The organism is Proteus mirabilis HI4320 (genome assembly GCF_000069965.1).
Taxonomy (GTDB): domain Bacteria; phylum Pseudomonadota; class Gammaproteobacteria; order Enterobacterales; family Enterobacteriaceae; genus Proteus; species Proteus mirabilis.
In genome coordinates this window covers 2426773-2452210 of record NC_010554.1, presented here as the reverse complement: position 1 = coordinate 2452210, position 25438 = coordinate 2426773, and the positions used below count along the sequence as shown (strand labels likewise).

21 protein-coding genes, 1 tRNA gene and 2 rRNA genes are annotated in these 25438 nt (G+C 41.5%); 22 read left to right on the top strand and 2 right to left on the bottom strand.

The annotated features are described in order from the left end of the window. Positions 1 to 232 precede the first annotated feature (232 nt). The 7 genes from PMI_RS11135 (at position 233) to PMI_RS11105 (ending at position 7674) form a co-directional block, all read left to right on the top strand. Positions 233 to 3309 (top strand): 23S ribosomal RNA (locus PMI_RS11135). Between the two features lie 117 nt (positions 3310 to 3426). Further along, positions 3427 to 3542, top strand: a 5S ribosomal RNA gene (rrf, locus tag PMI_RS11130). Positions 3543 to 3593: 51 nt separating this feature from the next. Further along, positions 3594 to 3670: transfer RNA gene (locus tag PMI_RS11125), tRNA-Asp, on the top strand. 227 nt (positions 3671 to 3897) lie between these two features. After that, positions 3898 to 4683 (top strand): endonuclease/exonuclease/phosphatase family protein, encoded by a 786-nt coding sequence (locus PMI_RS11120; RefSeq protein WP_004244368.1) that lies wholly within the window; start codon positions 3898 to 3900, stop codon positions 4681 to 4683. A 185-nt stretch (positions 4684 to 4868) separates the two neighbouring features. Then, positions 4869 to 6062, top strand: a complete 1194-nt coding sequence (locus PMI_RS11115) for an NAD(P)/FAD-dependent oxidoreductase (protein WP_004250259.1) — start codon at positions 4869 to 4871, stop codon at positions 6060 to 6062. Between the two features lie 12 nt (positions 6063 to 6074). Then, entirely contained in the window at positions 6075 to 6473 is a 399-nt protein-coding gene (locus PMI_RS11110) for a helical membrane plugin domain-containing protein (protein WP_004248702.1), read from the top strand. A gap of 19 nt (positions 6474 to 6492) precedes the next feature. Next, positions 6493 to 7674: a methionine gamma-lyase gene (locus PMI_RS11105; protein ID WP_004244365.1), complete on the top strand. Its 1182-nt coding sequence runs from the start codon at positions 6493 to 6495 to the stop codon at positions 7672 to 7674. A 77-nt stretch (positions 7675 to 7751) separates the two neighbouring features. On the opposite strand, the gene PMI_RS11100 is transcribed toward PMI_RS11105, so the two are convergent. Then, positions 7752 to 9119, bottom strand: coding sequence for an amino acid permease (locus PMI_RS11100; protein WP_004248701.1), 1368 nt, complete (start codon positions 9117 to 9119; stop codon positions 7752 to 7754). A 168-nt stretch (positions 9120 to 9287) separates the two neighbouring features. Between PMI_RS11100 and queE the strand changes: the two genes are divergently transcribed. Beyond that, the gene (gene queE, locus PMI_RS11095; RefSeq protein WP_004248700.1) at positions 9288 to 9959 is read left to right on the top strand and encodes a 7-carboxy-7-deazaguanine synthase QueE; all 672 of its coding nucleotides are present in this window, start codon (positions 9288 to 9290) and stop codon (positions 9957 to 9959) included. A gap of 59 nt (positions 9960 to 10018) precedes the next feature. Here queE and queD read toward each other — a convergent pair whose 3' ends face one another. Beyond that, on the bottom strand, positions 10019 to 10384 hold the full coding sequence (gene queD, locus PMI_RS11090) for a 6-carboxytetrahydropterin synthase QueD (RefSeq protein ID WP_168713146.1): 366 nt from the start codon (positions 10382 to 10384) through the stop codon (positions 10019 to 10021). Positions 10385 to 10678: 294 nt separating this feature from the next. Between queD and cysJ the strand changes: the two genes are divergently transcribed. The 14 genes from cysJ to nlpD all read left to right on the top strand — a co-directional run bounded on the left by cysJ (position 10679) and on the right by nlpD (position 25142). Beyond that, positions 10679 to 12493: an NADPH-dependent assimilatory sulfite reductase flavoprotein subunit gene (cysJ, locus tag PMI_RS11085; RefSeq protein WP_004244361.1), complete on the top strand. Its 1815-nt coding sequence runs from the start codon at positions 10679 to 10681 to the stop codon at positions 12491 to 12493. Position 12494: 1 nt separating this feature from the next. After that, on the top strand, positions 12495 to 14225 hold the full coding sequence (cysI, locus tag PMI_RS11080) for an assimilatory sulfite reductase (NADPH) hemoprotein subunit (RefSeq protein ID WP_004248698.1): 1731 nt from the start codon (positions 12495 to 12497) through the stop codon (positions 14223 to 14225). Next, a complete protein-coding gene (locus tag PMI_RS11075; RefSeq protein WP_012368298.1) occupies positions 14222 to 14953 on the top strand; it encodes a phosphoadenylyl-sulfate reductase in 732 nt (243 codons plus the stop codon). Before cysI ends, PMI_RS11075 begins: the two co-directional genes overlap by 4 nt. Positions 14954 to 15173: 220 nt before the next feature. Next, positions 15174 to 16595: a siroheme synthase CysG gene (gene cysG, locus PMI_RS11070; protein ID WP_012368297.1), complete on the top strand. Its 1422-nt coding sequence runs from the start codon at positions 15174 to 15176 to the stop codon at positions 16593 to 16595. Between the two features lie 11 nt (positions 16596 to 16606). Next, positions 16607 to 17515 carry a sulfate adenylyltransferase subunit CysD gene (gene cysD / locus PMI_RS11065; RefSeq protein WP_004244356.1) on the top strand — a complete coding sequence of 303 codons (909 nt, stop codon included), beginning with the start codon at positions 16607 to 16609 and terminating at the stop codon, positions 17513 to 17515. 11 nt (positions 17516 to 17526) lie between these two features. Continuing rightward, positions 17527 to 18984, top strand: a complete 1458-nt coding sequence (gene cysN / locus PMI_RS11060) for a sulfate adenylyltransferase subunit CysN (protein ID WP_012368296.1) — start codon at positions 17527 to 17529, stop codon at positions 18982 to 18984. Then, positions 18984 to 19598 carry an adenylyl-sulfate kinase gene (gene cysC, locus PMI_RS11055; RefSeq protein ID WP_004244354.1) on the top strand — a complete coding sequence of 205 codons (615 nt, stop codon included), beginning with the start codon at positions 18984 to 18986 and terminating at the stop codon, positions 19596 to 19598. Before cysN ends, cysC begins: the two co-directional genes overlap by 1 nt. Positions 19599 to 19889: 291 nt before the next feature. Next, positions 19890 to 20180 (top strand): cell division protein FtsB, encoded by a 291-nt coding sequence (gene ftsB, locus PMI_RS11050; protein ID WP_026090399.1) that lies wholly within the window; start codon positions 19890 to 19892, stop codon positions 20178 to 20180. Positions 20181 to 20219: 39 nt separating this feature from the next. After that, positions 20220 to 20966, top strand: coding sequence for a 2-C-methyl-D-erythritol 4-phosphate cytidylyltransferase (ispD, locus tag PMI_RS11045; protein WP_004244352.1), 747 nt, complete (start codon positions 20220 to 20222; stop codon positions 20964 to 20966). 1 nt (position 20967) lies between these two features. Further along, positions 20968 to 21450, top strand: coding sequence for a 2-C-methyl-D-erythritol 2,4-cyclodiphosphate synthase (gene ispF / locus PMI_RS11040; RefSeq protein ID WP_004248690.1), 483 nt, complete (start codon positions 20968 to 20970; stop codon positions 21448 to 21450). Further along, on the top strand, positions 21450 to 22502 hold the full coding sequence (gene truD, locus PMI_RS11035) for a tRNA pseudouridine(13) synthase TruD (RefSeq protein WP_012368295.1): 1053 nt from the start codon (positions 21450 to 21452) through the stop codon (positions 22500 to 22502). Before ispF ends, truD begins: the two co-directional genes overlap by 1 nt. Continuing rightward, a complete protein-coding gene (gene surE / locus PMI_RS11030; protein WP_004244347.1) occupies positions 22480 to 23244 on the top strand; it encodes a 5'/3'-nucleotidase SurE in 765 nt (254 codons plus the stop codon). Before truD ends, surE begins: the two co-directional genes overlap by 23 nt. After that, positions 23238 to 23864: a protein-L-isoaspartate(D-aspartate) O-methyltransferase gene (locus PMI_RS11025; RefSeq protein ID WP_004244345.1), complete on the top strand. Its 627-nt coding sequence runs from the start codon at positions 23238 to 23240 to the stop codon at positions 23862 to 23864. The genes surE and PMI_RS11025 overlap by 7 nt, the downstream gene beginning before the upstream one ends. Before the next feature lie 153 nt (positions 23865 to 24017). After that, complete coding sequence (gene nlpD, locus PMI_RS11020) at positions 24018 to 25142, top strand: murein hydrolase activator NlpD (protein ID WP_004248686.1); 1125 nt, start codon at positions 24018 to 24020, stop codon at positions 25140 to 25142. Positions 25143 to 25438 lie beyond the last annotated feature (296 nt).

Below are 25438 nucleotides of genomic sequence, written 5' to 3'. Positions count from 1 at the left end.
AATCAATATATCAACGAGGTATATTGGTGAGTCTCTCAAAATCTCAAACTTTGAATGTGTTTTGACATCAAAGTGGGATGAGCGAGCAATTTACAGTTCGAGGCGGACAGCGCACAGCAAGCGCAGCATACTTAAGTATGTGAGCATTGCGAGCACTGCCCAACGAAGAAATGTAATCTGCGCAGCCATCACCACCCAGATAGTCTTTGAAAGAGACACTTTCGGGTTGTGAGGTTAAGCGAATAAGCGTACACGGTGGATGCCTAGGCAATCAGAGGCGATGAAGGACGTGCTAATCTGCGAAAAGCGTCGGTAAGGTGATATGAACCGTTATACCCGACGATATCCGAATGGGGAAACCCAGTATCCAATGGATACTATCATTAACTGAATCCATAGGTTAATGAGGCGAACCGGGAGAACTGAAACATCTCAGTACCCCGAGGAAAAGAAATCAACCGAGATTCCCCTAGTAGCGGCGAGCGAACGGGGAGCAGCCCAGAGTCTTAATCAATAGCAGTGTCAGGAGAACGGTCTGGAAAGTCCGGCAGTAAAGGGTGATAGCCCCGTATCTGAAGATGCTGTTATTGTGAACTCGACGAGTAGGGCGGGACACGTGTTATCCTGTCTGAATATGGGGGGACCATCCTCCAAGGCTAAATACTCCTGATTGACCGATAGTGAACCAGTACCGTGAGGGAAAGGCGAAAAGAACCCCGGCGAGGGGAGTGAAAAAGAACCTGAAACCGTGTACGTACAAGCAGTAGGAGCCCCATCACTCAAGTGCCTCGCACTGAGTGATGCAATAACATCACCGAAAATAGCGCCGAATTTGCTAACAAGGTTGGTCGATTTTTTCAAGCCGTCGCGCAGTGTACCTAGAAGTACACGAGCAACGGAAGTTAAAAAATCGGGCAAGATTGAACGCAAAGGCAAGCGGGACATTTGAGGATGGGGTGACTGCGTACCTTTTGTATAATGGGTCAGCGACTTATATTCTGTAGCAAGGTTAACCGTATAGGGGAGCCGTAGGGAAACCGAGTCTTAACTGGGCGAATGAGTTGCAGGGTATAGACCCGAAACCCGGTGATCTATCCATGGGCAGGTTGAAGGTTGGGTAACACTAACTGGAGGACCGAACCGACTAATGTTGAAAAATTAGCGGATGACTTGTGGATGGGGGTGAAAGGCCAATCAAACCGGGAGATAGCTGGTTCTCCCCGAAAGCTATTTAGGTAGCGCCTCGTGAATTCATCTTCGGGGGTAGAGCACTGTTTCGACTAGGGGGTCATCCCGACTTACCAACTCGATGCAAACTGCGAATACCGAAGAATGTTATCACGGGAGACACACGGCGGGTGCTAACGTCCGTCGTGAAGAGGGAAACAACCCAGACCGCCAGCTAAGGTCCCAAAGTCATGGTTAAGTGGGAAACGAAGTGGGAAGGCTCAGACAGCCAGGATGTTGGCTTAGAAGCAGCCATCATTTAAAGAAAGCGTAATAGCTCACTGGTCGAGTCGGCCCGCGCGGAAGATGTAACGGGGCTAAACCATGCACCGAAGCTGCGGCAGCGACACAAAGTGTTGTTGGGTAGGGGAGCGTTCTGTAAGCCTGCGAAGGTATACTGTGAGGTATGCTGGAGGTATCAGAAGTGCGAATGCTGACATAAGTAACGATAATGCGGGTGAAAAACCCGCACGCCGGAAGACCAAGGGTTCCTGTCCAACGTTAATCGGGGCAGGGTGAGTCGACCCCTAAGGCGAGGCTGAAAAGCGTAGTCGATGGGAAACGGGTTAATATTCCCGTACTGGTGGTAACTGCGATGGGGGAACGGAGAAGGCTAGGTTGTCCGGGCGACGGTCGTCCCGGTTCAAGCAGGTAGGCAGAGTGATTAGGCAAATCCGGTCACTTAATGCTGAGATGTGATGACGAACCACCAAGGTGGTGAAGCAATTGATGCCCCGCTTCCAGGAAAAGCCTCTAAGCTTCAGGTTACCAACAATCGTACCCCAAACCGACACAGGTGGTCAGGTAGAGAATACTCAGGCGCTTGAGAGAACTCGGGTGAAGGAACTAGGCAAAATGGTGCCGTAACTTCGGGAGAAGGCACGCTGGCGGTAGGTAAAGTCCCTTGCGGACGGCGCTGAAGCCAGTCGAAGATACCAGCTGGCTGCAACTGTTTATTAAAAACACAGCACTGTGCAAACACGAAAGTGGACGTATACGGTGTGACGCCTGCCCGGTGCTGGAAGGTTAATTGATGGGGTCAGCCGTAAGGCGAAGCTCCTGATCGAAGCCCCAGTAAACGGCGGCCGTAACTATAACGGTCCTAAGGTAGCGAAATTCCTTGTCGGGTAAGTTCCGACCTGCACGAATGGCGTAATGATGGCCAGGCTGTCTCCACCCGAGACTCAGTGAAATTGAACTCGCTGTGAAGATGCAGTGTACCCGCGGCAAGACGGAAAGACCCCGTGAACCTTTACTATAGCTTGACACTGAACATTGAGCCTTGATGTGTAGGATAGGTGGGAGGCTTTGAAGTGTGGACGCCAGTCTGCATGGAGCCAACCTTGAAATACCACCCTTTAACGTTTGATGTTCTAACCTAGGCCCATAAACTGGGTCGGGGACCGTGTCTGGTGGGTAGTTTGACTGGGGCGGTCTCCTCCTAAAGAGTAACGGAGGAGCACGAAGGTTGGCTAAGCATGGTCGGACATCATGCGGTTAGTGCAAAGGCATAAGCCAGCTTGACTGCGAGAGTGACGGCTCGAGCAGGTACGAAAGTAGGTCTTAGTGATCCGGTGGTTCTGAATGGAAGGGCCATCGCTCAACGGATAAAAGGTACTCCGGGGATAACAGGCTGATACCGCCCAAGAGTTCATATCGACGGCGGTGTTTGGCACCTCGATGTCGGCTCATCACATCCTGGGGCTGAAGTAGGTCCCAAGGGTATGGCTGTTCGCCATTTAAAGTGGTACGCGAGCTGGGTTTAGAACGTCGTGAGACAGTTCGGTCCCTATCTGCCGTGGGCGTTGGAAGATTGAGAGGGGTTGCTCCTAGTACGAGAGGACCGGAGTGAACGCACCACTGGTGTTCGGGTTGTCATGCCAATGGCATTGCCCGGTAGCTAAGTGCGGAAGAGATAACCGCTGAAAGCATCTAAGCGGGAAACTTGCCTCGAGATGAGTCTTCCCTGTCACTTTAAGTGACCTAAAGGAACGTTTAAGACTAAGACGTTGATAGGCTGGGTGTGTAAGCGTAGCGATACGTTGAGCTAACCAGTACTAATGAACCGTGAGGCTTAACCTGACAACACCGAAAGTGTTTTGTCAGAGAGACAAAATGATGAAGTCAGCTTGTTCAAGATTGAATTACTGGTTATAGACTGTGATAACAGAAGATAACGGGTAATTAAAACCGAATTTGCTTGGTGGCCATAGCGCGGTGGTCCCACCTGATCCCATGCCGAACTCAGAAGTGAAACGCCGTAGCGCCGATGGTAGTGTGGGGTCTCCCCATGTGAGAGTAGGGAACTGCCAAGCATTAAATTAAAGCCTTAATGTAAAAAGACGTTAAGTGCGTAAAGAATAAGCGGAGCGGTAGTTCAGTTGGTTAGAATACCTGCCTGTCACGCAGGGGGTCGCGGGTTCGAGTCCCGTCCGTTCCGCCAACACATAAGAAAACCTAAGTCTAATGACTTAGGTTTTTTTTTGTTTAAAATTTAAAGTTGCCTACATTACCTGTGCTTATTTCATAATAATTCGCCATTAAAGCTATTTTTTACAAAAATAGTTACACTTATTTATCATTATATTCTTTAAAAGGGTGAGGGGAGATCCCAGCTTTGGTATACTAGATAGGTAGCAAGAGATCCTATTGGTTATCTGAGGTTGCTTAATGGCGAAAAAACCGACTTATTCAGTACGTTTTGTAGCAGGTCAACCTGTAGAAAGGATTGAACCTAGTCTACCTTTAGGCCAAATAGAAGAGATGCTACCGATTGGGATGCCACTATATACAGAAGGCACTTTAAAAATTGCTGTTTGGAATATTTACAAACAGCAACGGGTCAATTGGCGTAGTATGCTGGAAACGCTTGCCACCGATACTCAACTATTACTTTTACAAGAAGCGCAAACAACACCTGAATTAGTTCGTTTTGCGGGTAAAAACCATTTAATTGCTGATCAAGTTCCTGCTTTAGCCTTTCAACAGCACCCTGCGGGTGTTATGACCTTATCAAGTTCTCATCCTATCTATTGTTGCCCATTAAGAGAAAAAGAGCCTTTTTTAAGGCTTGCTAAATCTGCATTAATTACGGTTTATCCACTTATTACTGGTGAGCATTTAATGGTGATAAATGTACACGCGATCAATTTTAGTTTCGGTGTTGATGTTTATCAAAGACAATTAAACAGCTTATCGACTCATATCATCGATCATAAAGGGCCTGTTATTTTGGCGGGGGATTTTAACGCTTGGAGTCGTCCAAGAGTTAATGTGTTAAAGCGTTTTGCTAGAAGATTAAAACTTAAAGAAGTGATCTTTGAAAAGGATTTACGCACTCGCGCTTTTGGTAAGCCACTTGATTATATATTTTATCGTGGATTATCACTAAATAAAGCGGAAATCTTAATCACAGATGCATCTGATCATAATCCTTTGGTGGCGACCTTTTCTTAACTCGTGATAATAACATTCGTTAATATTAAAATATAAATATTTTAATATAATATGATTGTATTTATTATTGATTAGTATTATTACTCTATATTTAATTTATCTATCTATTTAATCTATTTGTTATATTAACGCGCTTTACTATACTTTTTTTGTCTATCTAATTCCCTACAAATATAGGAAATAATATGGCAACAAAAAATATAGTTATTATTGGCGGTGGTACGGGGGGTACTATTCTCGCTAATATCTTAGCTAAAAAATTAAATGATGAAATATTTTCAAAAAAAATAAAAATTACGCTTATTTCAGATAATCCATACCATTATTACAAACCTGCATTTATGTATATTGCATTTAACCTTTTCTTAAAAGAAGAGTTAATGCGATCACAAAGAAGTTTATTAAGACCAGAAATTGAATTTGTTATAGATAAAGCTGAAAGTTTCGATTTTAATAATAAAACAGTTTATTGTTGTTCTAAGAAAAAATATCACTATGATTTTCTCGTATTAGCCACAGGATGTGTTCCTCGTCTTGATAGAATTGAAGGTTTAGCTGAAGCTGGAAATCATTTTTATCAATATGAAGCTGCACGAAAATTAGCAGATAAAATTGCTACCATTGAAAAAGGGCGTGTATTTATCACGGTAACTTTCCCTGAAACGCCAAATGTACCTCACCAATGTGGTATTGCACCAATGGAAACAACCTTGATGCTGGATGAATTTTTACGTCAGCGACGGGTAAGAAGTAATATAGAAATTGTTTATACCTATCCTACCGTAGCTCAACTATTAAGAAATTGTCTTTTTATGCAGCAAGAAGTTTGTGAAGTACTTCCTGCGGTCTTTTCTGAACGAGATATCAAAGCAAAGCGTGGTTTTACATTAAGTCATGTTGATCCTGATAAGAAAATCGCCTATTCGAAAGAAGGAGAAGCAGAGCCTTTTGATATCTTAATGAGCACACCTCCTATAACAGCGGTAGAAGCCATTCGTAATACAGGATTAAGTGAATATAACAATGGTGAAGGCTGGCTACCGACCGACCCTGAAACATTACAGGTATATGGGTTAAATCAAGTTTATGTGTTAGGTGATACGGTTGATTTGCCTATTAGTAAGGCCGGTGGTAGCTGTCATAACCAAGCGGGTGTTATAGCTAATAATATTTGTGGTGAACTGCGTTATGGTTATCCGGCTGCAATTTATGATGGTCGAGTACAAGCTGTTGCCCAAATGGGATTATCAGCGGGTATGCCATTACAGTATGACTATAAACATGATGTTATTCCAACACCTCCAACAAAACTCGGTGGCATGTTACGTAACGGTTATAACCGGGGCTTATATTGGGCAACGGTCAGAGGATTATTGTAGGGGAATAAAATAATGAGTGAAAATAATTTAAGCCCAAATGAAAAACCGTTGTTATCTAATGAAGATAAAATTCATTTAGAACATTTACTAGAAAAAATAAGGCCTTTATTAGCATTAAAGCGCCTAGATAATATTGTTGATTTATTATCCTTAGCCTCAGATACCGTCGATATTATGGATAACGCAACGGTAGAAAAATTGGCGGTTGCTTTTGAAGAAACATTAATTCCGGTTTGGGAATTAACTACGGCCTTTAATATGGCTAAAAAAGAATCTCTTTATCAGGATAAAAAATATACCTTAGGTGCGACTTTTTCATTATTAAAAAATCCTGACACCTTAAAAGGATTAACTATTGTACTAAGGACATTACAAATTATTGGGGAAAATAATCAGAAAATAGAAGTTTAATTAATGTCAAGGAGATATAATGACGCAAAGTAATAAGTGTTTTAATACTCAAGCAATACATTATGGCTACTCTCCGTTAGATTATCAGGGGGCATTGGTGCCTCCTGTTTTTCAAACGTCCACTTTTGCATTTCCCACGGCTCAATATGGTGCTGATTGTTTTGCTGGGAAAGAAAAAGGGCATTTTTATACTCGTATATCTAACCCTACATTGGATTTATTAGAAAAACGATTAGCTCAGTTAGAGCAAGGAGACGCTTCTGTTGTTTTTTCTTCCGGTATGGGAGCTATCACTTCAACATGTTGGTCATTATTGCAGCCAGGAGATGAACTCATTGCTGATATGACCGTTTATGGTTGTACTTTTACTTTCTTTAATCATGGGCTGGCTAAATTTGGTATCACTATCAAACATGTTGATTTAACCGATCCTGAAAAATTAGCCGAAGCAATTACAGATAGAACAAAGCTTATTTTCTTTGAAACACCGGCTAATCCTAATATGCGGGTTAGTGATATTGAAAAGATCGCTAATATTGCGCACCAACATGATGTTTTAGTCATGGTTGATAGTACTTACTGTTCGCCTTATTTACAAAAGCCACTAACCTTAGGCGCGGATATTGTCGTACATTCTATGACTAAATATTTATCAGGTCATGGTGATGTGATGGCGGGCGCAATTATCACTAATTATCAATTAGCAGATAAAATTCGCGTTGAGGGCTTAAAAGATATGACGGGGGCTTGTTTATCACCTCATGATGCAGCACTCGTCTTAAGAGGGATAAAAACGCTTAGCATTAGAATGGAAAAAATTTGCCAGAATGCGCAGCGTATTGCGCAATTTCTTGAAAATCATCCTAAGGTGGCAACGATTTCATATCCCGGATTAAACTCTTTTCCTCAATATGAACTTGCCAAAAAGCAGATGGCGTTACCTGGTGGCATGATAAGTATGGAGTTGAATGGTGGAATAAAAGCTGGCAGAGAATTTCTTAATCGCTTAATGCTTTTTACTCGAGCGGTGAGTTTAGGTGATTGTGAATCATTGGCTCAGCATCCTGCGACTATGACTCATGCGACATACAGTGCACAAGAGCGTCAACGCCATGGTATTAGTGATGGATTAATTCGTTTATCAATCGGTCTTGAAGACGTTGATGATTTAATTGCTGATTTAACCCAAGCGCTAGCCTAATTATATTGAGCGCAGATAATGGATAAAGAAAAGGCTGTGAATGACTCACAGCCTTTATTTTTCTTGATAACAGTAGATTATTTCTGCGTTATTCTTGGTTTGATACCAATATAGTAACCAACAGTTAAAATAGCCACCCATACTAACCCAACGATTAATGCCATTCGGGTTGATTCAAAGTAGCCTAAAATTGCTATCACAAATGCCATAAAAATAATGGTAATGGCGGGTGCTATTGGCCAAAATGGTACAGGGAATTTTAGTTTTTTCGCCTCTTCAGCACTCATTTGGCGACGCATAGCCACTTGAGAAAGTAAGATCATCAACCAGACCCATACAGTGGCAAATGTCGCGATAGAGGCAATAAGTACGAAGATTTTTTCTGGAATAAGATAGTTAAGCACAACCCCTAATAATAGCACTACTGACATCACTAATACGGTCATCCAAGGCACACCGTTACGCGTCAGTTTCATAAAGGATTTAGGTGCTTGCCCTTCTTGTGCCATGCCGTACATCATGCGACCAGCACCGAAAATATCACTGTTTATGGCAGAGATAGCGGCGGTGATCACCACAAGATTAAGAATGTTAGCGGCTGAATTGATACCCAGATTGGAAAAAATTTGTACAAATGGACTACCGTTATGGCCAATTTGTTGCCATGGGAAGATGCACATTAAAATAAAAATGGTCAGTACATAGAATAGTAAGATACGAAATGGCACCGCATTGATAGCTTTAGGGATCGTTTTTTCTGGATCTTTAGCTTCACTGGCGGTAATACCAATAACCTCAATACCCCCAAATGCAAACATCACAATGGCGAGTGAGGCAATAATGCCTTCTATACCATTTGGCATAAAGCCACCAAACTCCCATAGGTTAGAAATACCAATTGGATGTTCTGTTTGCTGACCAAAGCCGTAGATCATTATGGCAACACCACCGATAATCATGGCAATAATCGCAGTCACTTTAACGATAGAGAGCCAAAATTCCATTTCACCAAATATCTTCACATGACATAAATTTAAGGCACCAATAAAACAGACTATGCCTAATACCCATATCCATTGGTCGACATCGGGAAACCAAAGTTTCATATAAAAACCAAATGCGGTTACGTCTGCAAGACAAACGATAAGCATTTCAAAAACGTAGTTCCAGCCAGTTAAAAATCCGGCTAATGGTCCCATATAATGGCTAGCATATTGTGAAAAAGAACCCGCCACTGGATGATGGACTGCCATTTCCCCTAATGCGCGCATAACCATAAATACTGCGGCACCACCAATAAGATAAGCAAGAAGTACAGCGGGGCCTGCTTTTTCAATCGCCGCGGCTGAACCATAAAAAAGCCCTGTCCCAATAGCAGAGCCTAGCGCCATGAAACGAATATGCCGCCCTGATAGTCCTCGTGAAAGTTTATTCTCTTTTTGCATCTAAAGTGTTTCCCATCTCTGTCCAACCGAAAAATCGGCTCTCTTTTTTTCAGTGTCTTTTCGCACGTTAGCTATCCAAAACAAAGCATGTACCTTATCATAAAGCCTCTTACGGTGAGACAGTTATCTGTAATAATCATCAGCATTCATTGGATATCAGAGTTTCTTATGCAATACCCCATTAATGAAGTGTTTCAAACCTTGCAAGGTGAAGGTGTTTTTACTGGCGTTCCTGCGCTTTTTGTTCGATTACAGGGATGCCCTGTAGGATGTAGTTGGTGTGATACCAAACATACTTGGGAAAAAGAAGAGAGCAAGAAAGTCCCTCTTGGAGATATTCCCATTAAAACACAAGAAAGTGATACTTGGGGTATAGCCACTGTCGAAGATATTTTATCACTTTTCCGGCAACAACGTTATAGCGCAAAGCATGTGGTGATAACGGGAGGTGAACCTTGCCTTTATGACTTACGGCCGTTGACGGAAGGCTTAGAAAAAGCAGGTTTTGATTGCCAAATAGAAACCAGTGGCACGCATGACATCCTCTGTAGTGAAGCAACATGGGTAACACTTTCGCCGAAAGTTGGTATGCGAGGTGGATTGAGTGTTTTATCTAGTGCGATTAATCGTGCCAATGAAATTAAACACCCTGTTGCTCGTGAAAAAGATATCGAAGCACTGGATGATTTACTGCGATTAAGAACTCAACAACCTATGGCGATCGTTGCCTTACAACCAATCAGTTGTAAAGAGAGTGCAACAGCGTTATGTATTAAAACCTGTATTGAGCGTAATTGGCGTTTTTCAATGCAAACACATAAATATTTAAATATCGCCTAGTGTGTCATTTATCGTTAAAAAAAATCAGCCTATGAGTGGCTGATTTTTTTAGGTGAAAATTACTCACCACGATAAATACATCCTGCGGTACATGTCTCTTTAACCATCACGGCGGATAACAGGGGGAGTGATGGTTTAACTTGTTGCCAAATCCATTTTGCCAGTACTTCGCTGGTTGGATTTTCTAACCCTTCAATGTCATTAAGATAATAGTGGTCGAGCCTATCAAGAGTCGGTTTAAATGCGGCTTTCACATCAGCAAAATCAATTAGCCAACCTGACTGCGCATCTACTTCACCAGTGATTTCTAATCTCACTAAAAATGAATGCCCATGTAAACGTCCACATTTATGGCCTTTGGGAACATGGGGTAAGTGGTGCGCAGCTTCAAACTGAAAATCTTTAAAGATGGTGGTTATCATCAAAACTCTCTTGACTTAAATAGTAAAAAAATACAGATAAAACGGTGTCTATTTAGTGTATCTGATTTAGTGTGTTACGCCTAATCGCTTAACCTTAGCGACTTATTATATTCTTTTTCGTTTATTCATTATATCGATAAAGGAAATCGGTAAATAAATTTAGTCTTTAAGGTTATTAGATAGAGCAAACCAGTCTTTAAGTCGTGCTCTGATCGTGCGATACCCTCTTATTCATTAAAAAAGTCCAACCACAATAACAGCACCGATGCAGTGCAATGTTTTTTTAAGGCAGGATCGATGAGCAATCAACCCCCATTATTATCAATGCTTCCATTAACACAGGAGCAATTGAATAAATTACAGGATGTGACGAAAGACTTAACTCCAGCCCAATTTGCTTGGCTTTCTGGCTATTTTTGGGGGCAATTCAATCAGCATTCATCCACTAAAGATGAACTGGTAAGTGTACAAAGTCAGGTTCCCCAACAAGAAACCATCACCGTGATATCAGCATCACAAACTGGCAATGCACGTCGTTTAGCTGAACAATTACGCGATAAATTGGTTGGTAATCAACTTAATGTTGAGCTCTATAGTGCGAGTGAATATAAATTTAAGCAGATCCACAAAACGACAACCTTAATTATTATTACCTCAACACAGGGGGAAGGTGAACCTCCTGAAGAAGCCATCACATTTTATAAATATTTGCACTCTAAAAAAGCCGCGCCAATGAAGCAAACGGCTTATGCTGTACTGAGTCTCGGCGATAGTAGCTATGAACATTTTTGCCAAGCAGGTAAAGATTTTGATCATCAATTGGCGCAACTTGGCGCGACCAGTCTATTAGAAAGATTAGATGCAGATGTTGATTATCAAGCTGACGCTGATAAATGGATAACTCAGCTGACTGATATTTTAAAAATACGTATACCTGAGCAAAACACTCAAGTATTACAACAAACACAATCAGGAACAACCGACAGTGTCGATACCGCACGCTACCATCGTGATGCACCTTTTAGTGCCACTTTATTAACTAATCAGAAGATCACCGGTCGACATTCAGATAAAGATATCCGTCATATTGAAATCAGTCTAGCAGGCTCTGAATTGCAATATCTTCCCGGAGATGCACTAGGAGTATGGTTTAAGAATTCGGAAGAAAAAGTGGATGAGCTTATTACCCTATTATGGTTAACGGGGGATGAGCAGGTAAATGTTAAATCACAAACATTAACGTTAAAAGAAGCATTATTGCATCATGTTGAATTAACTCAAAATAGTGCACCAATTATTAAAGCGTATGCCCAATTATCCCGCCACGAAGAGTTATTATCGCTGGTGGCTGATAAAAGCAAACTTCAGCAATATGCGCAAACCTACCCAATTAATGAAATGGTACGTCAATATAGTGCGCAACCTAATGCTCAAGAGTTTATTGATATATTGCGCCCATTAACTCCACGTCTTTACTCCATCGCTTCATCACAACAAGAAGTTGATGATGAAGTTCATCTTACCTTAGGTGTTGTTCGTTATAACGTCGATCAGCGTGCTTATACAGGAGGTGCCTCAGGGTTCTTAGCTGATCAACTTCAAGAAGGCGATACAGTAAACGTTTTTATTGAACGTAATGATCATTTTCGTTTACCTGAAGATAATCAAGTCCCTGTGATTATGATTGGCCCGGGGACGGGGATTGCGCCTTTTAGAGGGTTTATGCAACAACGTGAAAGTGAAGGTGCGACGGGGAAAAACTGGCTCTTTTTTGGCAATCCTCATTTTGTAGAAGATTTCCTTTATCAAGTGGAATGGCAACGTTATGTCAAAAGCGGGTTGTTAACACGTATTGATTTAGCATGGTCGCGTGATCAAGCCGATAAAATTTATGTGCAAGATAAATTACGGGAGCAAGGTCAGGAAATTTGGCAATGGTTACAGCAAGGTGCTTATCTCTACGTTTGTGGTGATGCATCAAGAATGGCTAAAGATGTTGAACAAACATTGTTAGAAATAGTAATGACCCATGGCAATAAAAATATTGAACAAGCAGATGATTATTTAAGTGAGCTACGTTTAGCACGTCGTTATCAGAGGGATGTTTATTAAAATGAAATCACAAACTCAAGCGCCCTTAGTGGTTGAAGGAAAACTATCTGATAGTGAACGTATGAAAAAAGAGAGTAATTTCTTACGAGGCACTATTAGTGATGATCTACAAAATGGTCTAACCGGTGGTTTTGAGGGCGATAATTTTTTATTAATTCGTTTTCACGGTATGTACCAACAAGATGATAGAGATATTCGTGCCGAGCGTGCCCAACAGCTACTAGAGCCTCGTCATGCCATGATGTTACGTTGTCGTTTACCGGGCGGTGTCATCACACCAAAGCAGTGGCTAAGTATCGATAAGTTTGCTAGTGAAAATACGCTCTATGGCAGTATTCGTATTACTAATCGTCAAACTTTTCAATTTCATGGCATTTTAAAAGGTCATGTTAAACCGGCTCACCAAATGCTAGCGTCAACAGGCCTTGATGCTCTTGCAACCGCCAATGATGTTAATCGAAATGTGCTATGTACCTCAAACCCTGAACAATCTTCATTGCATCAAGAAGCTTATGAATGGGCCAAAAAACTATCCGAGCATTTATTGCCACGCACCCATGCCTATGCAGAAATTTGGTTAGATAAAGAGAAAGTGGCGACAACGGATGAGGAGCCTATTTTAGGTGAAACCTATTTACCTCGGAAATTTAAAACATCGGTGGTGATCCCCCCTTATAACGATGTTGACTTGCATGCCAATGACATGAATTTTATTGCCATCGCAGAAAATGGGCATTTGGTTGGTTTTAATGTGCTAGTCGGTGGCGGCCTTGCGATGACCCATGGTGATAAAAAAACCTTTCCGCGTTTAGCTAGTGAATTTGGTTATATTCCTATTGATAAAACATTAGCAGTCGCTGAAGCGATTGTGACGACGCAACGAGATTGGGGCAATCGTACTGAACGTAAAAATGCCAAAACCAAATACACCTTAGAGCGTGTTGGTATTGAAACATTTAAACAGGAAGTTGAACGTCGCTCAGGCGTTATGTTTGATATGATCCGACCGTATCAATTTACTCACCGTGGTGATCAAATTGGTTGGTTAAAAGGGGTTGATAACAAATGGTATCTAACCTTATTTATTGAAAGTGGTCGATTAATCGATAAACCTAATGCGCCGTTAAAAACGGGGGTTGCTGAAATTGCCAAAGTGCATCTTGGTGACTTTCGTTTAACAGCTAATCAAAATTTGATTGTTGCTGGTGTACCAGAGGCACAGAAAGAGCAGATTGAGGCGATAGCGCGTCAATATGGTTTAATTAATGATGAGGTTACACCGCTGCGTAAACATGCCATGGCGTGTGTTTCATTTCCAACTTGCCCATTAGCCATGGCAGAAGCGGAGCGTTTCCTTCCCGCATTTACCGATACCCTTGATAATATCATGGCTAAATACGGAGTCAGTGATGAGCATATTGTTGTACGTGTAACAGGGTGTCCTAACGGTTGTGGTCGTGCGATGTTGGCGGAAGTCGGACTGGTGGGTAAAGCCCCCGATCGCTATAACTTACATCTAGGAGGAAACCGCATGGGTACTCGCATTCCTAGAATGTATCGTGAAAATATTTCATCACAAGAAATCATTGAAATTCTTGATACTTTAATTGGTCAGTGGGCTATTTCACGTGAATTAAATGAAGGTTTTGGTGATTTTCTTATTCGCACTGATGTTATCAAACCCGTTGTTAATTCAGCCATTGATTTTTATGAAGTGCAGGAGGTGATATGAGTCGATTATCACTTTCTCAGTTGGTGTTGCTATCGATTGAAGAGCAGCGACTGGCGCTTGATGAAATCAACCAACAATTAGAGCAAAAAACGGCGATAGAGCGGGTGATTTGGGCTTTAGAACATCTTCCTAACCAGTTTGTTTTAAGCTCAAGTTTTGGTATTCAAGCGGCAGTTTGTTTGCATTTGCTCACCAGACAATATCCCGATATACCTGTAATTTTGACAGACACAGGTTATCTCTTTCCCGAAACATATCAATTTATTGATGAATTAACCTCTTCACTACAACTTAATTTAAAAGTATATCGCGCTGAAATATCTTCATCTTGGCAAGAAGCACGCTACGGCAAACTTTGGTTGCAAGGGATTGAAGGTATCGAACGTTATAACCAAATAAATAAAGTTGCGCCAATGGAAAAGGCATTAAAGGAGTTACAGGCGAAGACATGGTTTGCAGGGCTACGACGCCAGCAATCAAAAAGTCGAGAGCATTTACCTGTTTTATCCATAGCGAAAGGTATTTTTAAGTTACTACCGATAGTCGATTGGGATAATAAACAAATTTATCAATATCTTAAACAGCATAATTTACCTTACCATCCATTATGGGAACAAGGTTATCTGTCTGTGGGTGATACGCATACGACACGCAAATGGCAAGAGGGAATGAGTGAAGAAGAGACGCGATTCTTTGGCTTAAAACGTGAGTGTGGATTACACGAATAATATTATTATTCATTATTAATATCGCTATTTATTTTGAGTGGGCAATAGAGTCATCTGTTGCCCTCTTTGTCGTGAGTAAAATAATAACCATTTGAAATTATTATATTTTTGCTTATTCCTTTCTGTTCCATCACATAGCTTTTTGTCATTTCATAACCCCGAATGCACCTTTTATAGTCGTTATTCATATAAGTAAACAATAAAAATGTGAGATACGCGTATGGATTACCTACCCTTATTTGTGGAATTAAAACAGCACCCAGTATTACTGGTTGGCGGTGGGCATGTCGCTGCGCGTAAAGCCGTACTGTTATTAAAAGCGGGCGCTCGGTTACGTGTTATCGCGCCACAGTTATGTGATGAATTGCATCTTGCTTATCAGCAAAATCAAATTGAGTGGATTGCTGGGCAATATCAGGCAGAGCATTTACTTGGCATGATGTTGGTGATCGTGGCAACAGACGATAAGGTATTAAATCAACAAGTGTATCTAGATGCGCAAGCACGCCACATTTTTGTCAATGTCGTCGACTCTCAACCCCAATGCTCTTTTATCTTTCCTGCCATTATCGATAGAAATCCGATATTAATTGCCATTTCATCAGCGGGCAAAGCCCCTGTTTTAGTTCGTATGATACGGGAAAAGCTAGAGGCATTATTGCCTACCTCATTAGGGACTATGGCGACTATTGCGGGGAAATGGCGCAATAAAGTGAAACAAAAACTGACTGGTTTTCAAGCACGTTGCCGTTTCTGGGAGCAAGCGTTTAGCGGCAAATTTGCCTCATTAGTGGCAAGTGGTCAATTAATACAAGCGCAAGCACAGCTCGAACAACAACTGTCTCATCCAGATAGCCCACAAGGTGAGCTTGCTTTAGTGGGAGCTGGGCCGGGTGATGCCGGGTTATTAACCTTACGAGGTTTGCAAGTTATCCAGCAGGCCGAGGTGGTACTTTATGACAGTTTAGTCAGTGCAGATATCTTAGAACTGGTGCGCCGTGATGCTGATAGAATTTGTGTGGGTAAAAGAGCGGGGCAACACAGTACGTTGCAAGAAGAAATCAATCAATTGATCGTGAAATATACTCAGCTTGGTAAACGAGTTGTCAGACTAAAAGGGGGCGATCCTTTTATTTTTGGACGCGGAGGAGAAGAGCTTGAAATTGCGGTACAACATGGCATTCCTTTTCAAGTTGTTCCCGGTGTTACCGCAGCTAGTGGGGCCAGTGCTTATGCGGGTATTCCATTAACTCATCGTAACTATGCGCAAAGTGTCACTTTTATGACTGGGCATTGCCAATCAGGGGGGATAGAGCCAGATTGGCAAGCTTTAGCGCAAGCTAATCATACGTTAGCAATTTATATGGGAACGACGAAAGCAGAACTTATTAGCCAGCGTTTAATAGAGCAAGGTCGTTCACCACTCACCCCTATTGCCGTCATTAGTTGCGGTACACGCCATGATCAACAGATCTTAACGGGAAATTTAACACAATTAGCGCAATTAGCTAAGCAAGCTCCCACCCCGGCATTATTAATCGTTGGAGAAGTTGCTGCATTACATCACCAACTTGCGTGGTTTGGTGATAGACAAACTCAACATACCTCTGCCATCCACTCATCTTTGGTTCATTTTGCCTAAACGAGGTTGTTATGAATGAAACACAATTAACCCATCTTCAGCAATTAGAAGCAGAAAGCATTTATATACTGCGTGAAGTTGTCGCTGAATTTGAAAATCCCGTCATGCTTTACTCAATAGGCAAAGATTCTTCGGTGATGTTGCATCTAGCACGTAAGGCTTTTTATCCGGCGAAATTACCTTTTCCTCTTTTACATGTTGATACGGGTTGGAAATTTCGTGAGATGTATGAGTTTCGCGATAAAACGGCCAAAGAGTATGGTTTTGATCTCAAAGTTTATCGTAATCCCCAAGGGGCACAATTGGGGATCAATCCCTTTATTCATGGTAGCGCCAAGCATACAGATATCATGAAAACAGAAGGTCTTAAGCAAGCTCTGGATAAATATGGTTTTGATGCCGCATTTGGTGGGGCGCGTCGTGATGAAGAAAAATCGCGTGCTAAAGAGCGTATTTACTCATTTAGAGATAGATCTCATCGTTGGGATCCGAAAAATCAACGTCCAGAATTATGGCAAAACTACAACGGCCAAATTAATAAAGGGGAAAGTATTCGCGTTTTTCCATTATCAAATTGGACGGAGCTAGATATTTGGCAATATATCTATTTAGAAAATATCGATATTGTGCCGCTCTATTTCGCTAAACACCGTCCAGTCATTGAGCGGGATGGTACCTTGATTATGGTTGACGATGATCGAATCGACCTAAAAGCTGGAGAGGTGATCACACAACAAAAAGTACGCTTTAGAACATTAGGCTGCTGGCCATTAACGGGTGCTATTCCTTCACAAGCAGACACATTACCCGCCATTATTGAAGAGATGTTAATTTCCACCAGTAGCGAGCGACAAGGGCGTTTAATTGACAGTGATCAGTCTGCTTCAATGGAACTTAAAAAACGTCAGGGTTATTTTTAATAGGAGTCACTATGGGACTTGCAGCCATCAAAACCAACCAACTGATCGCCGGTGAAATAGCACAATCAGGTGGTGTAGAAAATTATTTAAAAACACAACAGAACAAAGGGTTATTACGTTTTTTAACCTGTGGCAATGTTGATGACGGAAAAAGCACCTTAATTGGTCGCTTACTTCATGATACGCGGCAGATCTACGAAGATCAGCTCTCCACCTTACAAAACGAAAGTAAAAAGATTGGTACTCAAGGTGAAAAATTAGATCTCGCTTTGCTGGTGGACGGTTTAGCGGCTGAACGAGAGCAAGGGATCACTATTGATGTAGCTTATCGCTATTTTTCAACAGCCAAACGAAAATTTATTATTGCCGATACGCCGGGACATGCACAATATACCCGCAATATGGCGACAGGAGCATCAACGAGTACGCTTTCTATTCTGCTGATCGATGCTCGAAAAGGGGTACAAGAGCAAACTCGCCGCCATAGTTTTATTAGCACACTCCTTGGGATCCGTCACTTAGTGGTCGCGATTAATAAAATGGATCTACTTGATTATCAACAAGAGATCTTTGAGTCGATCCAACAAGATTACCTGCACTTTGCACAACAATTACCGCGCGATCTCACTATCGAATTTGTGCCTATCTCTGCACTGGAGGGAGATAATGTAGTATCTCCTTCATTAAATATGCCTTGGTATACAGGAGAAACACTGTTGGCATTACTTGAAGATGCGCCGGTTAAATTTAAATTAGGGGCTAAATCTCAAAGATTGCGTTTTCCTGTACAGTATGTGAATCGTCCTGATTTAGATTTTAGAGGCTACAGTGGCACAGTTTCATCAGGCTCTCTTTATCAAGGACAACAGATCAAAGTATTACCCTCAGGACAGCGTTCAACCATTAAACGTATTGTGACTTTTGATGGCGATCTGACTCAGGCGCAAGTGGGTCAAGCGATTACACTGGTGTTAGCGGATGAAATCGATATTAGTCGTGGCGACATTATTGTTGATGCTAACGATACTACTGCTAATGTTAGCAATCATGCGTTGGTGGATATCGTATGGATGTCAGAACAACCGTTAGTACAGGGGCAAACCCTTGATATCAAAGTAGCGGGCAAAAAAAGTCGTGCCAAAATAGAGAATATTCACTATCAAGTTGATGTGGATAAGCTCACTCAACAAGTGACCGAAAGTTTAGCGCTAAATGCCATTGGGCATGTTGAAGTGTTATTTGAAGAGCCATTGGTGCTGGATAACTATCAACTTAATGCACAAACAGGAGGGCTTATTTTTATTGATAGATTAAGCAATGTCACGGTGGGTGCTGGTCTTATTCGAGAAATTCGCGACAACGTGCAACCCACAACTTCCCAATACGATGCATTTGAAATTGAACTCAATCAGTTGATCCGCCGCCATTTTCCGCATTGGGGCGCAAGAGACTTACTGGGAGGAAAATAGTGACGATACATCAAGATATTGTCTGGCATCCTCATCAAATAGGGTTAAAAGAGCGTGAAGCACAACAGGTACACAAAGGATGTGTACTTTGGTTTACTGGGTTATCTGGCTCAGGTAAATCAACACTGGCTGATGCGCTAGAGCAAACCTTATATCAGTACTCGACACTCCATGCGCCTATCCGCACCTATTTATTAGATGGTGATAATCTACGCCATGGTTTATGCCATGATCTTGGGTTTAGTGAACAAGATAGGCATGAAAATATTCGCCGTGTAGGGGAAGTGGCTAAACTAATGGTCGATGCCGGATTAATTGTCTTAACAGCATTTATTTCTCCTTATCAGCAAGATAGACAACAAGTAAGAGAAAGGTTTGCTCAAGGGCGATTTATTGAGATCTTTGTTGATACACCTTTAGCCCTTTGTGAAGCACGTGATCCTAAAGGCCTCTATCAAAAAGCACGACGAGGAGAGATCAAACAGTTTTCCGGCATTGATTCACCTTATGAACCACCCACTGCGCCAGAAATTCATTTAGACGGCTCACTCGCGATTAATGAGCTTACACAACAAATCCTCGCTTATTTACAGCAACAACAAATTTACCGCTAATCATATCTCTACATCATTTTCTCTTATCTGGGAAAATATGTAGGGATAGAAGGGTTTTTTTAATAAACTGATTTGGCGGCAAATACAGTGTAAATACCACTTCTTTACTTACCACTTCTGCAGATAAAAACGCGCTTTTAAGCATACAACTTATACTTTATCTGAAAAATAGCGTGATTGTTTATGTTAAGGGTGGGGGGAATACGAATATTCATGTAATATATCTGCGCGCTTTTGTGGCGCAGATGGGAGAGTTGTGGGATGATTAGCCCATTCATTTTGGGGGTGGTAATGGGGAAATTAACAGTCTTACTTCTGATCTTACTTGGTTTTCTACAATATTCATTGTGGTTAGGTAAAAATGGTATTCACGATTACAACAAAGTAAGTCAAGAAGTTGAATCTGCATTAGCGCAAAACGCACAATTAAAGTCGCGTAATGATCGCTTATTTGCGGAGATTGATGACCTCAATGGCGGGCAAGAAGCGTTAGATGAGCGTGCTCGTAGTGAACTTGGCATGATAAAGCCTAATGAAAGCTTTTATCGTATTGTTAATGATAAATCCCAACCACGTCGTTAATTTGTTGAATTAATAGTGTGCCTTGATATAAATACTATAATGAATATACCAAACTCTACTTTTCCTATTGTGGCGGTTATTCCCGCTGCTGGCATAGGTAGTCGAATGCAAGCAACCTGCCCGAAGCAATACCTTAAAATTGGCAGATTGACTATCCTTGAACATACTATTAATGCGCTATTAAAACATCCACGCATTTCGCAAATTATTGTCGCAATTAACCCAGAAGATGACTATTTTTATCACCTAGCTCTTGCTAAAGATAAACGAATTATTGTCGTTAAAGGAGGGGGACAACGTGCTGATTCGGTATTATCAGGGCTTCGCTATATTACAGAACATCTTGCGCAAAATACATGGGCGCTAGTTCATGATGCGGCAAGACCCTGCCTGTCCTTTAGTGATTTGGATAATCTTATTCAACTCATTGATGATAACCATCTTGATCCTCAATTTTGTGGTGGGATCTTAGCCTCTCCTGTGCGTGATACGATGAAACGTAGTCATCAACAAGATAACCATATTGAAAAAACAGTGGCAAGAGACACGCTATGGCATGCTTTAACGCCACAATTTTTCCCAGCGGCCTTGTTAAAACAAAATCTTGAAAACGCATTGGCACAAAACGTACCCATTACTGATGAAGCATCTGCGATGGAATTTGGTGGATATGAACCCTTATTAGTTAAAGGCCGTGCGGATAATATAAAAGTCACACAACCAGAAGACTTGGCTCTTGCAGAATTTTTCCTCTCTCGACAAATTACCAGCATAAGGAACACATAATATGAGAATTGGACACGGTTATGATGTACATAAATTTGGCGGAGAAGGCCCAATTATTATTGGTGGTGTGAGAATTCCTTATGAACAAGGTCTCCTAGCCCATTCAGATGGTGATGTGGTACTACATGCGGTGACAGATGCCATTTTAGGTGCTGTTGCGATGGGCGATATTGGTACGTTATTTCCTGATACCGATCCGGCTTATAAAGGTGCGGATAGCCGAGTATTATTGCGTGAAGCCTTTTCAAGAGTGATGGCTAAAGGTTACCGTATTGGTAATCTTGATGTCACTATTATTGCTCAGGCACCTAAAATGCTACCTCATACTCCACAAATGCGTGTCAATATTGCTGAAGATCTCCATTGTCATGTCGATGATATCAATGTTAAAGCGACCACTACTGAGAAATTAGGTTTTGTAGGACGCAAAGAAGGTATCGCTTGTGAAGCGGTGGTGTTATTAATCAAAGAGTCTTTATCTTAATGAGTGATTTACCAGAACTTCATTGGCTACATGGCAAACCGACAGCGACAGGGCGATTAAAATCGACACCAGAAGATTTTAAGGTCAGCGAAGATCTCGGCTTTACCTTAGATGGTGAAGGCGAACACGTGATGGTTAGAGTCAGAAAAACAGGTTGTAATACGGCTTTTGTGGCTGAAAAGTTAGCTAAATTTGCCGGTATTCATCCTCGAGATGCTAGTTATGCTGGGCTTAAAGACAGAAATGCGGTTACGGAACAATGGTTTTGTTTGCGTATGCCGGGTAAAGAGATGCCCGACTTTAGTCAATTTACGTTAGAAGGTTGCGAAATATTAACAACCACCCGCCAGCAACGTAAGCTACGTATTGGGACATTAAAAGGGAACCATTTCACCTTAGTATTACGTGATATCTCCGATGTGACATCGGTGGAAACTCGTCTAGTAGAGATACAAAAACAAGGGGTTCCTAACTATTTTGGTGTGCAACGCTTTGGTCGTAATGGCGACAATTTACGCCAAGCATGGCGTTGGGCAACCAATGAAATTCGGGTAAAAGAGCGTAGCAAACGTAGCTTTTATCTCTCAGCTGCACGTAGTGCGATGTTTAATCATCTGGTGAGCCAACGACTTGAGCGTCATATTTATACTCAAGTGCTTTGTGGTGATGCGATGCAATTGCACGGTAAAAGAAGTTGGTTTGTGGCAGAAGGAGCGGAACTTGCCCAAATACAAACACGCTATGAAGAGCATGATATACATATTACCGCTCCATTGCCGGGTAAAGGTGACTTAGGTACACAAGCACAAGCACTGATATTTGAAACCGACAACTTAGCTGACTACGAAGCATTATGGTCATTAGCACAACAAGAGCGAGTTGATACCACTCGCCGTGCGATTAATTTGCTACCAGAAAATATGTCATGGCATTGGTTAGATGATACTACGGTTTCTTTATCGTTCTTTTTGCCAGCAGGAAGTTTTGCCACTAGCGTTGTCCGTGAATTGATATTATTAGGGAATATTGATGCTGAAAATATTAGTGAGTAATGACGATGGTGTTATGGCAAAAGGGATACAGACACTCGCAAAAGCCTTACGCCAGCGTTATGATGTACAAATTGTCGCACCGGATCGCAATCGTAGTGCAGCATCCAATTCATTAACTATTGATAGACCGTTACGTAAACAGCGACATGAAAATGGTGATATTGCGATAGTTGAAGGTACACCCACGGATTGTGTCTATCTCGGTGTTAACCATCTCGTCAGACCGCGTCCAGATATTGTGGTGTCTGGCATTAATCATGGCCCTAATTTAGGGGATGATGTGCTTTACTCAGGTACGGTTGCTGCCGCTACAGAGGGCCGGTTCTTAGGTTTACCTGCGATTGCGGTATCACTTGATGGCGAAACGCATTTTGACACAGCAGCCCAAGTGACTTGTGATGTTTTAGCTATGCTACAACGAGTGCCTTTAAGAGCTGGGAATATTTTAAATATTAATGTGCCTGATATTCCGTTAGCGGAGATCAAAGGTTTTCGTATAACACGTTGTGGAAGTCGTCATGCTTCACAACATGTTTATACACAAACAGATCCAAAAGGAAATACCCTTTATTGGATCGGGCCTCCTGGCGAAAAAAATGATGTGGGGCCGGATACAGATTTTGCAGCGGTTGATGCAGGTTATGTCTCCATCACACCATTACATGTTGATTCAACAGCGTATAAAGCGCTTGAGTTATTAAAAGATTGGTTAAATAAAGCAGAGGTCGAAAAAACATGTTAAGTCGGTCAATGAAAGACTTACTGACAATGTTAAAACAACACGGCATCAATGATGAGCGTCTGTTGGAAGCTATGAGCAAAGTACCCCGAGAGCTATTTATTGATGAAGCGCTCTCCCATAAGGCTTATGAAAATACGGCTTTACCTATTGGTAATGGTCAAACTATTTCACAGCCTTATATTGTTGCTAAAATGACATCACTGCTTGAATTACAAGCAACGGATTCTGTGTTAGAGATTGGCACAGGCTCTGGTTATCAAACTGCAGTATTAGCAAACTTAGTGCATCATGTAAGTTCAGTTGAACGGATAAAAATATTGCAGTGGCAGGCAAAACGACGCTTTAAACACCTTGATTTACATAATATATCGACTCGTCATGGCGATGGTTGGGAAGGTTGGGTATCAAAAGGCCCCTTTAATGCTATTATTGTTACTGCCTGTGCAACAGAAGTACCGCAACGACTCTTGATGCAATTAGCTGATGGTGGCAGGATGATCATTCCTGTCGGTGAACAGCAGCAGATGCTTAAGTTTATTCGTCGTTTAGGTAATGATTTTCACTATCAATCTATCGAGGCTGTACGCTTTGTCCCCCTAATTGCGGGTGAGTTAGCATAACTTCCAGATAAATCTGACCATTTTTTATTACTGCTTTTTTGTAGCTTGTCGTAATCTGCACTAATAAATGAAATATTTTCAAAAAATTGCAGTCTCTTTGTGTTACTCAACAAATTGCTAGACGCTAATGCCTTTTAAAAGGGAGAAGGAAGTATGAATTCAGAAAGCCCAATTAAGCATGTCCGCTGGGCAATCATGTGTTCGGTAATCGGATTTGCATTAACAGGCTGTGCCGACACGCCTTATCGTCCTGCACCGATAACCTCTGTCAATGATAGTTCGTCAAATCGTACCGTTTCTACATCACCTGTTACAACTAACAGTAATGCAGGAGTGGCAACACCTATTGAAAGAGGTTCAACTCCGTTACAAACAACGCCTCCTCCTTCTATTAGAGTGAATAACACAACCGCGCAGCCTCAAAGCCAGCCTCGTACGCAAAATGTTACCCCTCAAAATATCAATACGGATGGTAGCGGACGCATTGTGTATAACCGTAATTATGACAATATCCCTAAAGGGAATTACAGCGGTAACACTTATACGGTTAAACGTGGCGATACAATGTTTTATATTGCGTGGATCACGGATAGTGATGTAAAAGATTTGGCCTCGATGAACAATATTCCAGAGCCATATAGCTTAAATGTTGGACAAGTACTTAAGATTGGTAACCGTCAAGTTAATACCGGTACCAATACCAATGTAAATACTTCAGTAATTAATAAACCAAGTAGTGAAGGCGTTCAGACGGCACAAACTAAGCCGTCAAATAATAATAGCTCAATGGGGCCGTTGATCACGAAACCAACAACAACGACACCGCCAAAGACAACGACTTCGACACCAACAACTTCGGCAACAACCAGTAATAACACAACGGCAACCTCTAAACCTGCAGCCGCAACAGGTAAATGGGTATGGCCAGCACAAGGTAAAATTATTGAGAGCTACTCAAATGCACCTGGTGGTAATAAAGGTATTGATATTAGTGGTACACGAGGCTCACCCATTGTGGCAACAGCCGCAGGTAAAGTGGTTTATGCAGGGAGCGCATTACGAGGTTATGGTAATTTAGTTATCATTAAACATAATGATGAATATCTCAGTGCTTATGCTCATAACGATACAATCTTGGTACGTGAACAGCAAAATGTAAATGCAGGACAGCAAATTGCGACCATGGGAAGTACTGGTACTAGTTCTGTTCGATTACACTTTGAGATCCGTTATAAAGAAAAATCACTTAACCCAATGAGCTATTTACCTAAAAGATAAATAAACGCTTAACGTTGTTAGTGAATAATCTGAAAATTAAGCCCTTTTGTTAATATTAACAAAAGGGCTTTTTTAGTTATTAAATTAATTAAAACCTTGAAAATAAATTTCTTTCACTAAGTAAGATTGCTTAGTTGTAACGTAAGCAAAATGAGATATTTCTGTCAAATTATAGATAAGATTAAATTAGACTGTTGATTATCGAACAATGAATGAGTATGCTAAAAAACGTTAGTTAAAAGTATGAATAAAAATCTAATGTATTCAAAGATAGTGTATTGAATTAACTTATTGTT

What these genes read in the sequence shown, in the direction of transcription:
- ispF (WP_004248690.1), top strand. Translation starts at nt 20,968, where the DNA reads ATGAGAATTGGACACGGTTATGATGTACATAAATTTGGCGGAGAAGGC.
- queE (WP_004248700.1), top strand. Translation starts at nt 9,288, where the DNA reads ATGCAATACCCCATTAATGAAGTGTTTCAAACCTTGCAAGGTGAAGGT.
- cysD (WP_004244356.1), top strand. Translation starts at nt 16,607, where the DNA reads ATGAATGAAACACAATTAACCCATCTTCAGCAATTAGAAGCAGAAAGC.
- cysJ (WP_004244361.1), top strand. Translation starts at nt 10,679, where the DNA reads ATGAGCAATCAACCCCCATTATTATCAATGCTTCCATTAACACAGGAG.
- cysN (WP_012368296.1), top strand. Translation starts at nt 17,527, where the DNA reads ATGGGACTTGCAGCCATCAAAACCAACCAACTGATCGCCGGTGAAATA.
- cysI (WP_004248698.1), top strand. Translation starts at nt 12,495, where the DNA reads ATGAAATCACAAACTCAAGCGCCCTTAGTGGTTGAAGGAAAACTATCT.
- PMI_RS11115 (WP_004250259.1), top strand. Translation starts at nt 4,869, where the DNA reads ATGGCAACAAAAAATATAGTTATTATTGGCGGTGGTACGGGGGGTACT.
- truD (WP_012368295.1), top strand. Translation starts at nt 21,450, where the DNA reads ATGAGTGATTTACCAGAACTTCATTGGCTACATGGCAAACCGACAGCG.
- PMI_RS11100 (WP_004248701.1), bottom strand. Translation starts at nt 9,119, where the DNA reads ATGCAAAAAGAGAATAAACTTTCACGAGGACTATCAGGGCGGCATATT.
- nlpD (WP_004248686.1), top strand. Translation starts at nt 24,018, where the DNA reads ATGAATTCAGAAAGCCCAATTAAGCATGTCCGCTGGGCAATCATGTGT.
- PMI_RS11075 (WP_012368298.1), top strand. Translation starts at nt 14,222, where the DNA reads ATGAGTCGATTATCACTTTCTCAGTTGGTGTTGCTATCGATTGAAGAG.
- PMI_RS11120 (WP_004244368.1), top strand. Translation starts at nt 3,898, where the DNA reads ATGGCGAAAAAACCGACTTATTCAGTACGTTTTGTAGCAGGTCAACCT.
- PMI_RS11110 (WP_004248702.1), top strand. Translation starts at nt 6,075, where the DNA reads ATGAGTGAAAATAATTTAAGCCCAAATGAAAAACCGTTGTTATCTAAT.
- ispD (WP_004244352.1), top strand. Translation starts at nt 20,220, where the DNA reads ATGAATATACCAAACTCTACTTTTCCTATTGTGGCGGTTATTCCCGCT.
- ftsB (WP_026090399.1), top strand. Translation starts at nt 19,890, where the DNA reads ATGGGGAAATTAACAGTCTTACTTCTGATCTTACTTGGTTTTCTACAA.
- PMI_RS11025 (WP_004244345.1), top strand. Translation starts at nt 23,238, where the DNA reads ATGTTAAGTCGGTCAATGAAAGACTTACTGACAATGTTAAAACAACAC.
- surE (WP_004244347.1), top strand. Translation starts at nt 22,480, where the DNA reads ATGCTGAAAATATTAGTGAGTAATGACGATGGTGTTATGGCAAAAGGG.
- cysG (WP_012368297.1), top strand. Translation starts at nt 15,174, where the DNA reads ATGGATTACCTACCCTTATTTGTGGAATTAAAACAGCACCCAGTATTA.
- PMI_RS11105 (WP_004244365.1), top strand. Translation starts at nt 6,493, where the DNA reads ATGACGCAAAGTAATAAGTGTTTTAATACTCAAGCAATACATTATGGC.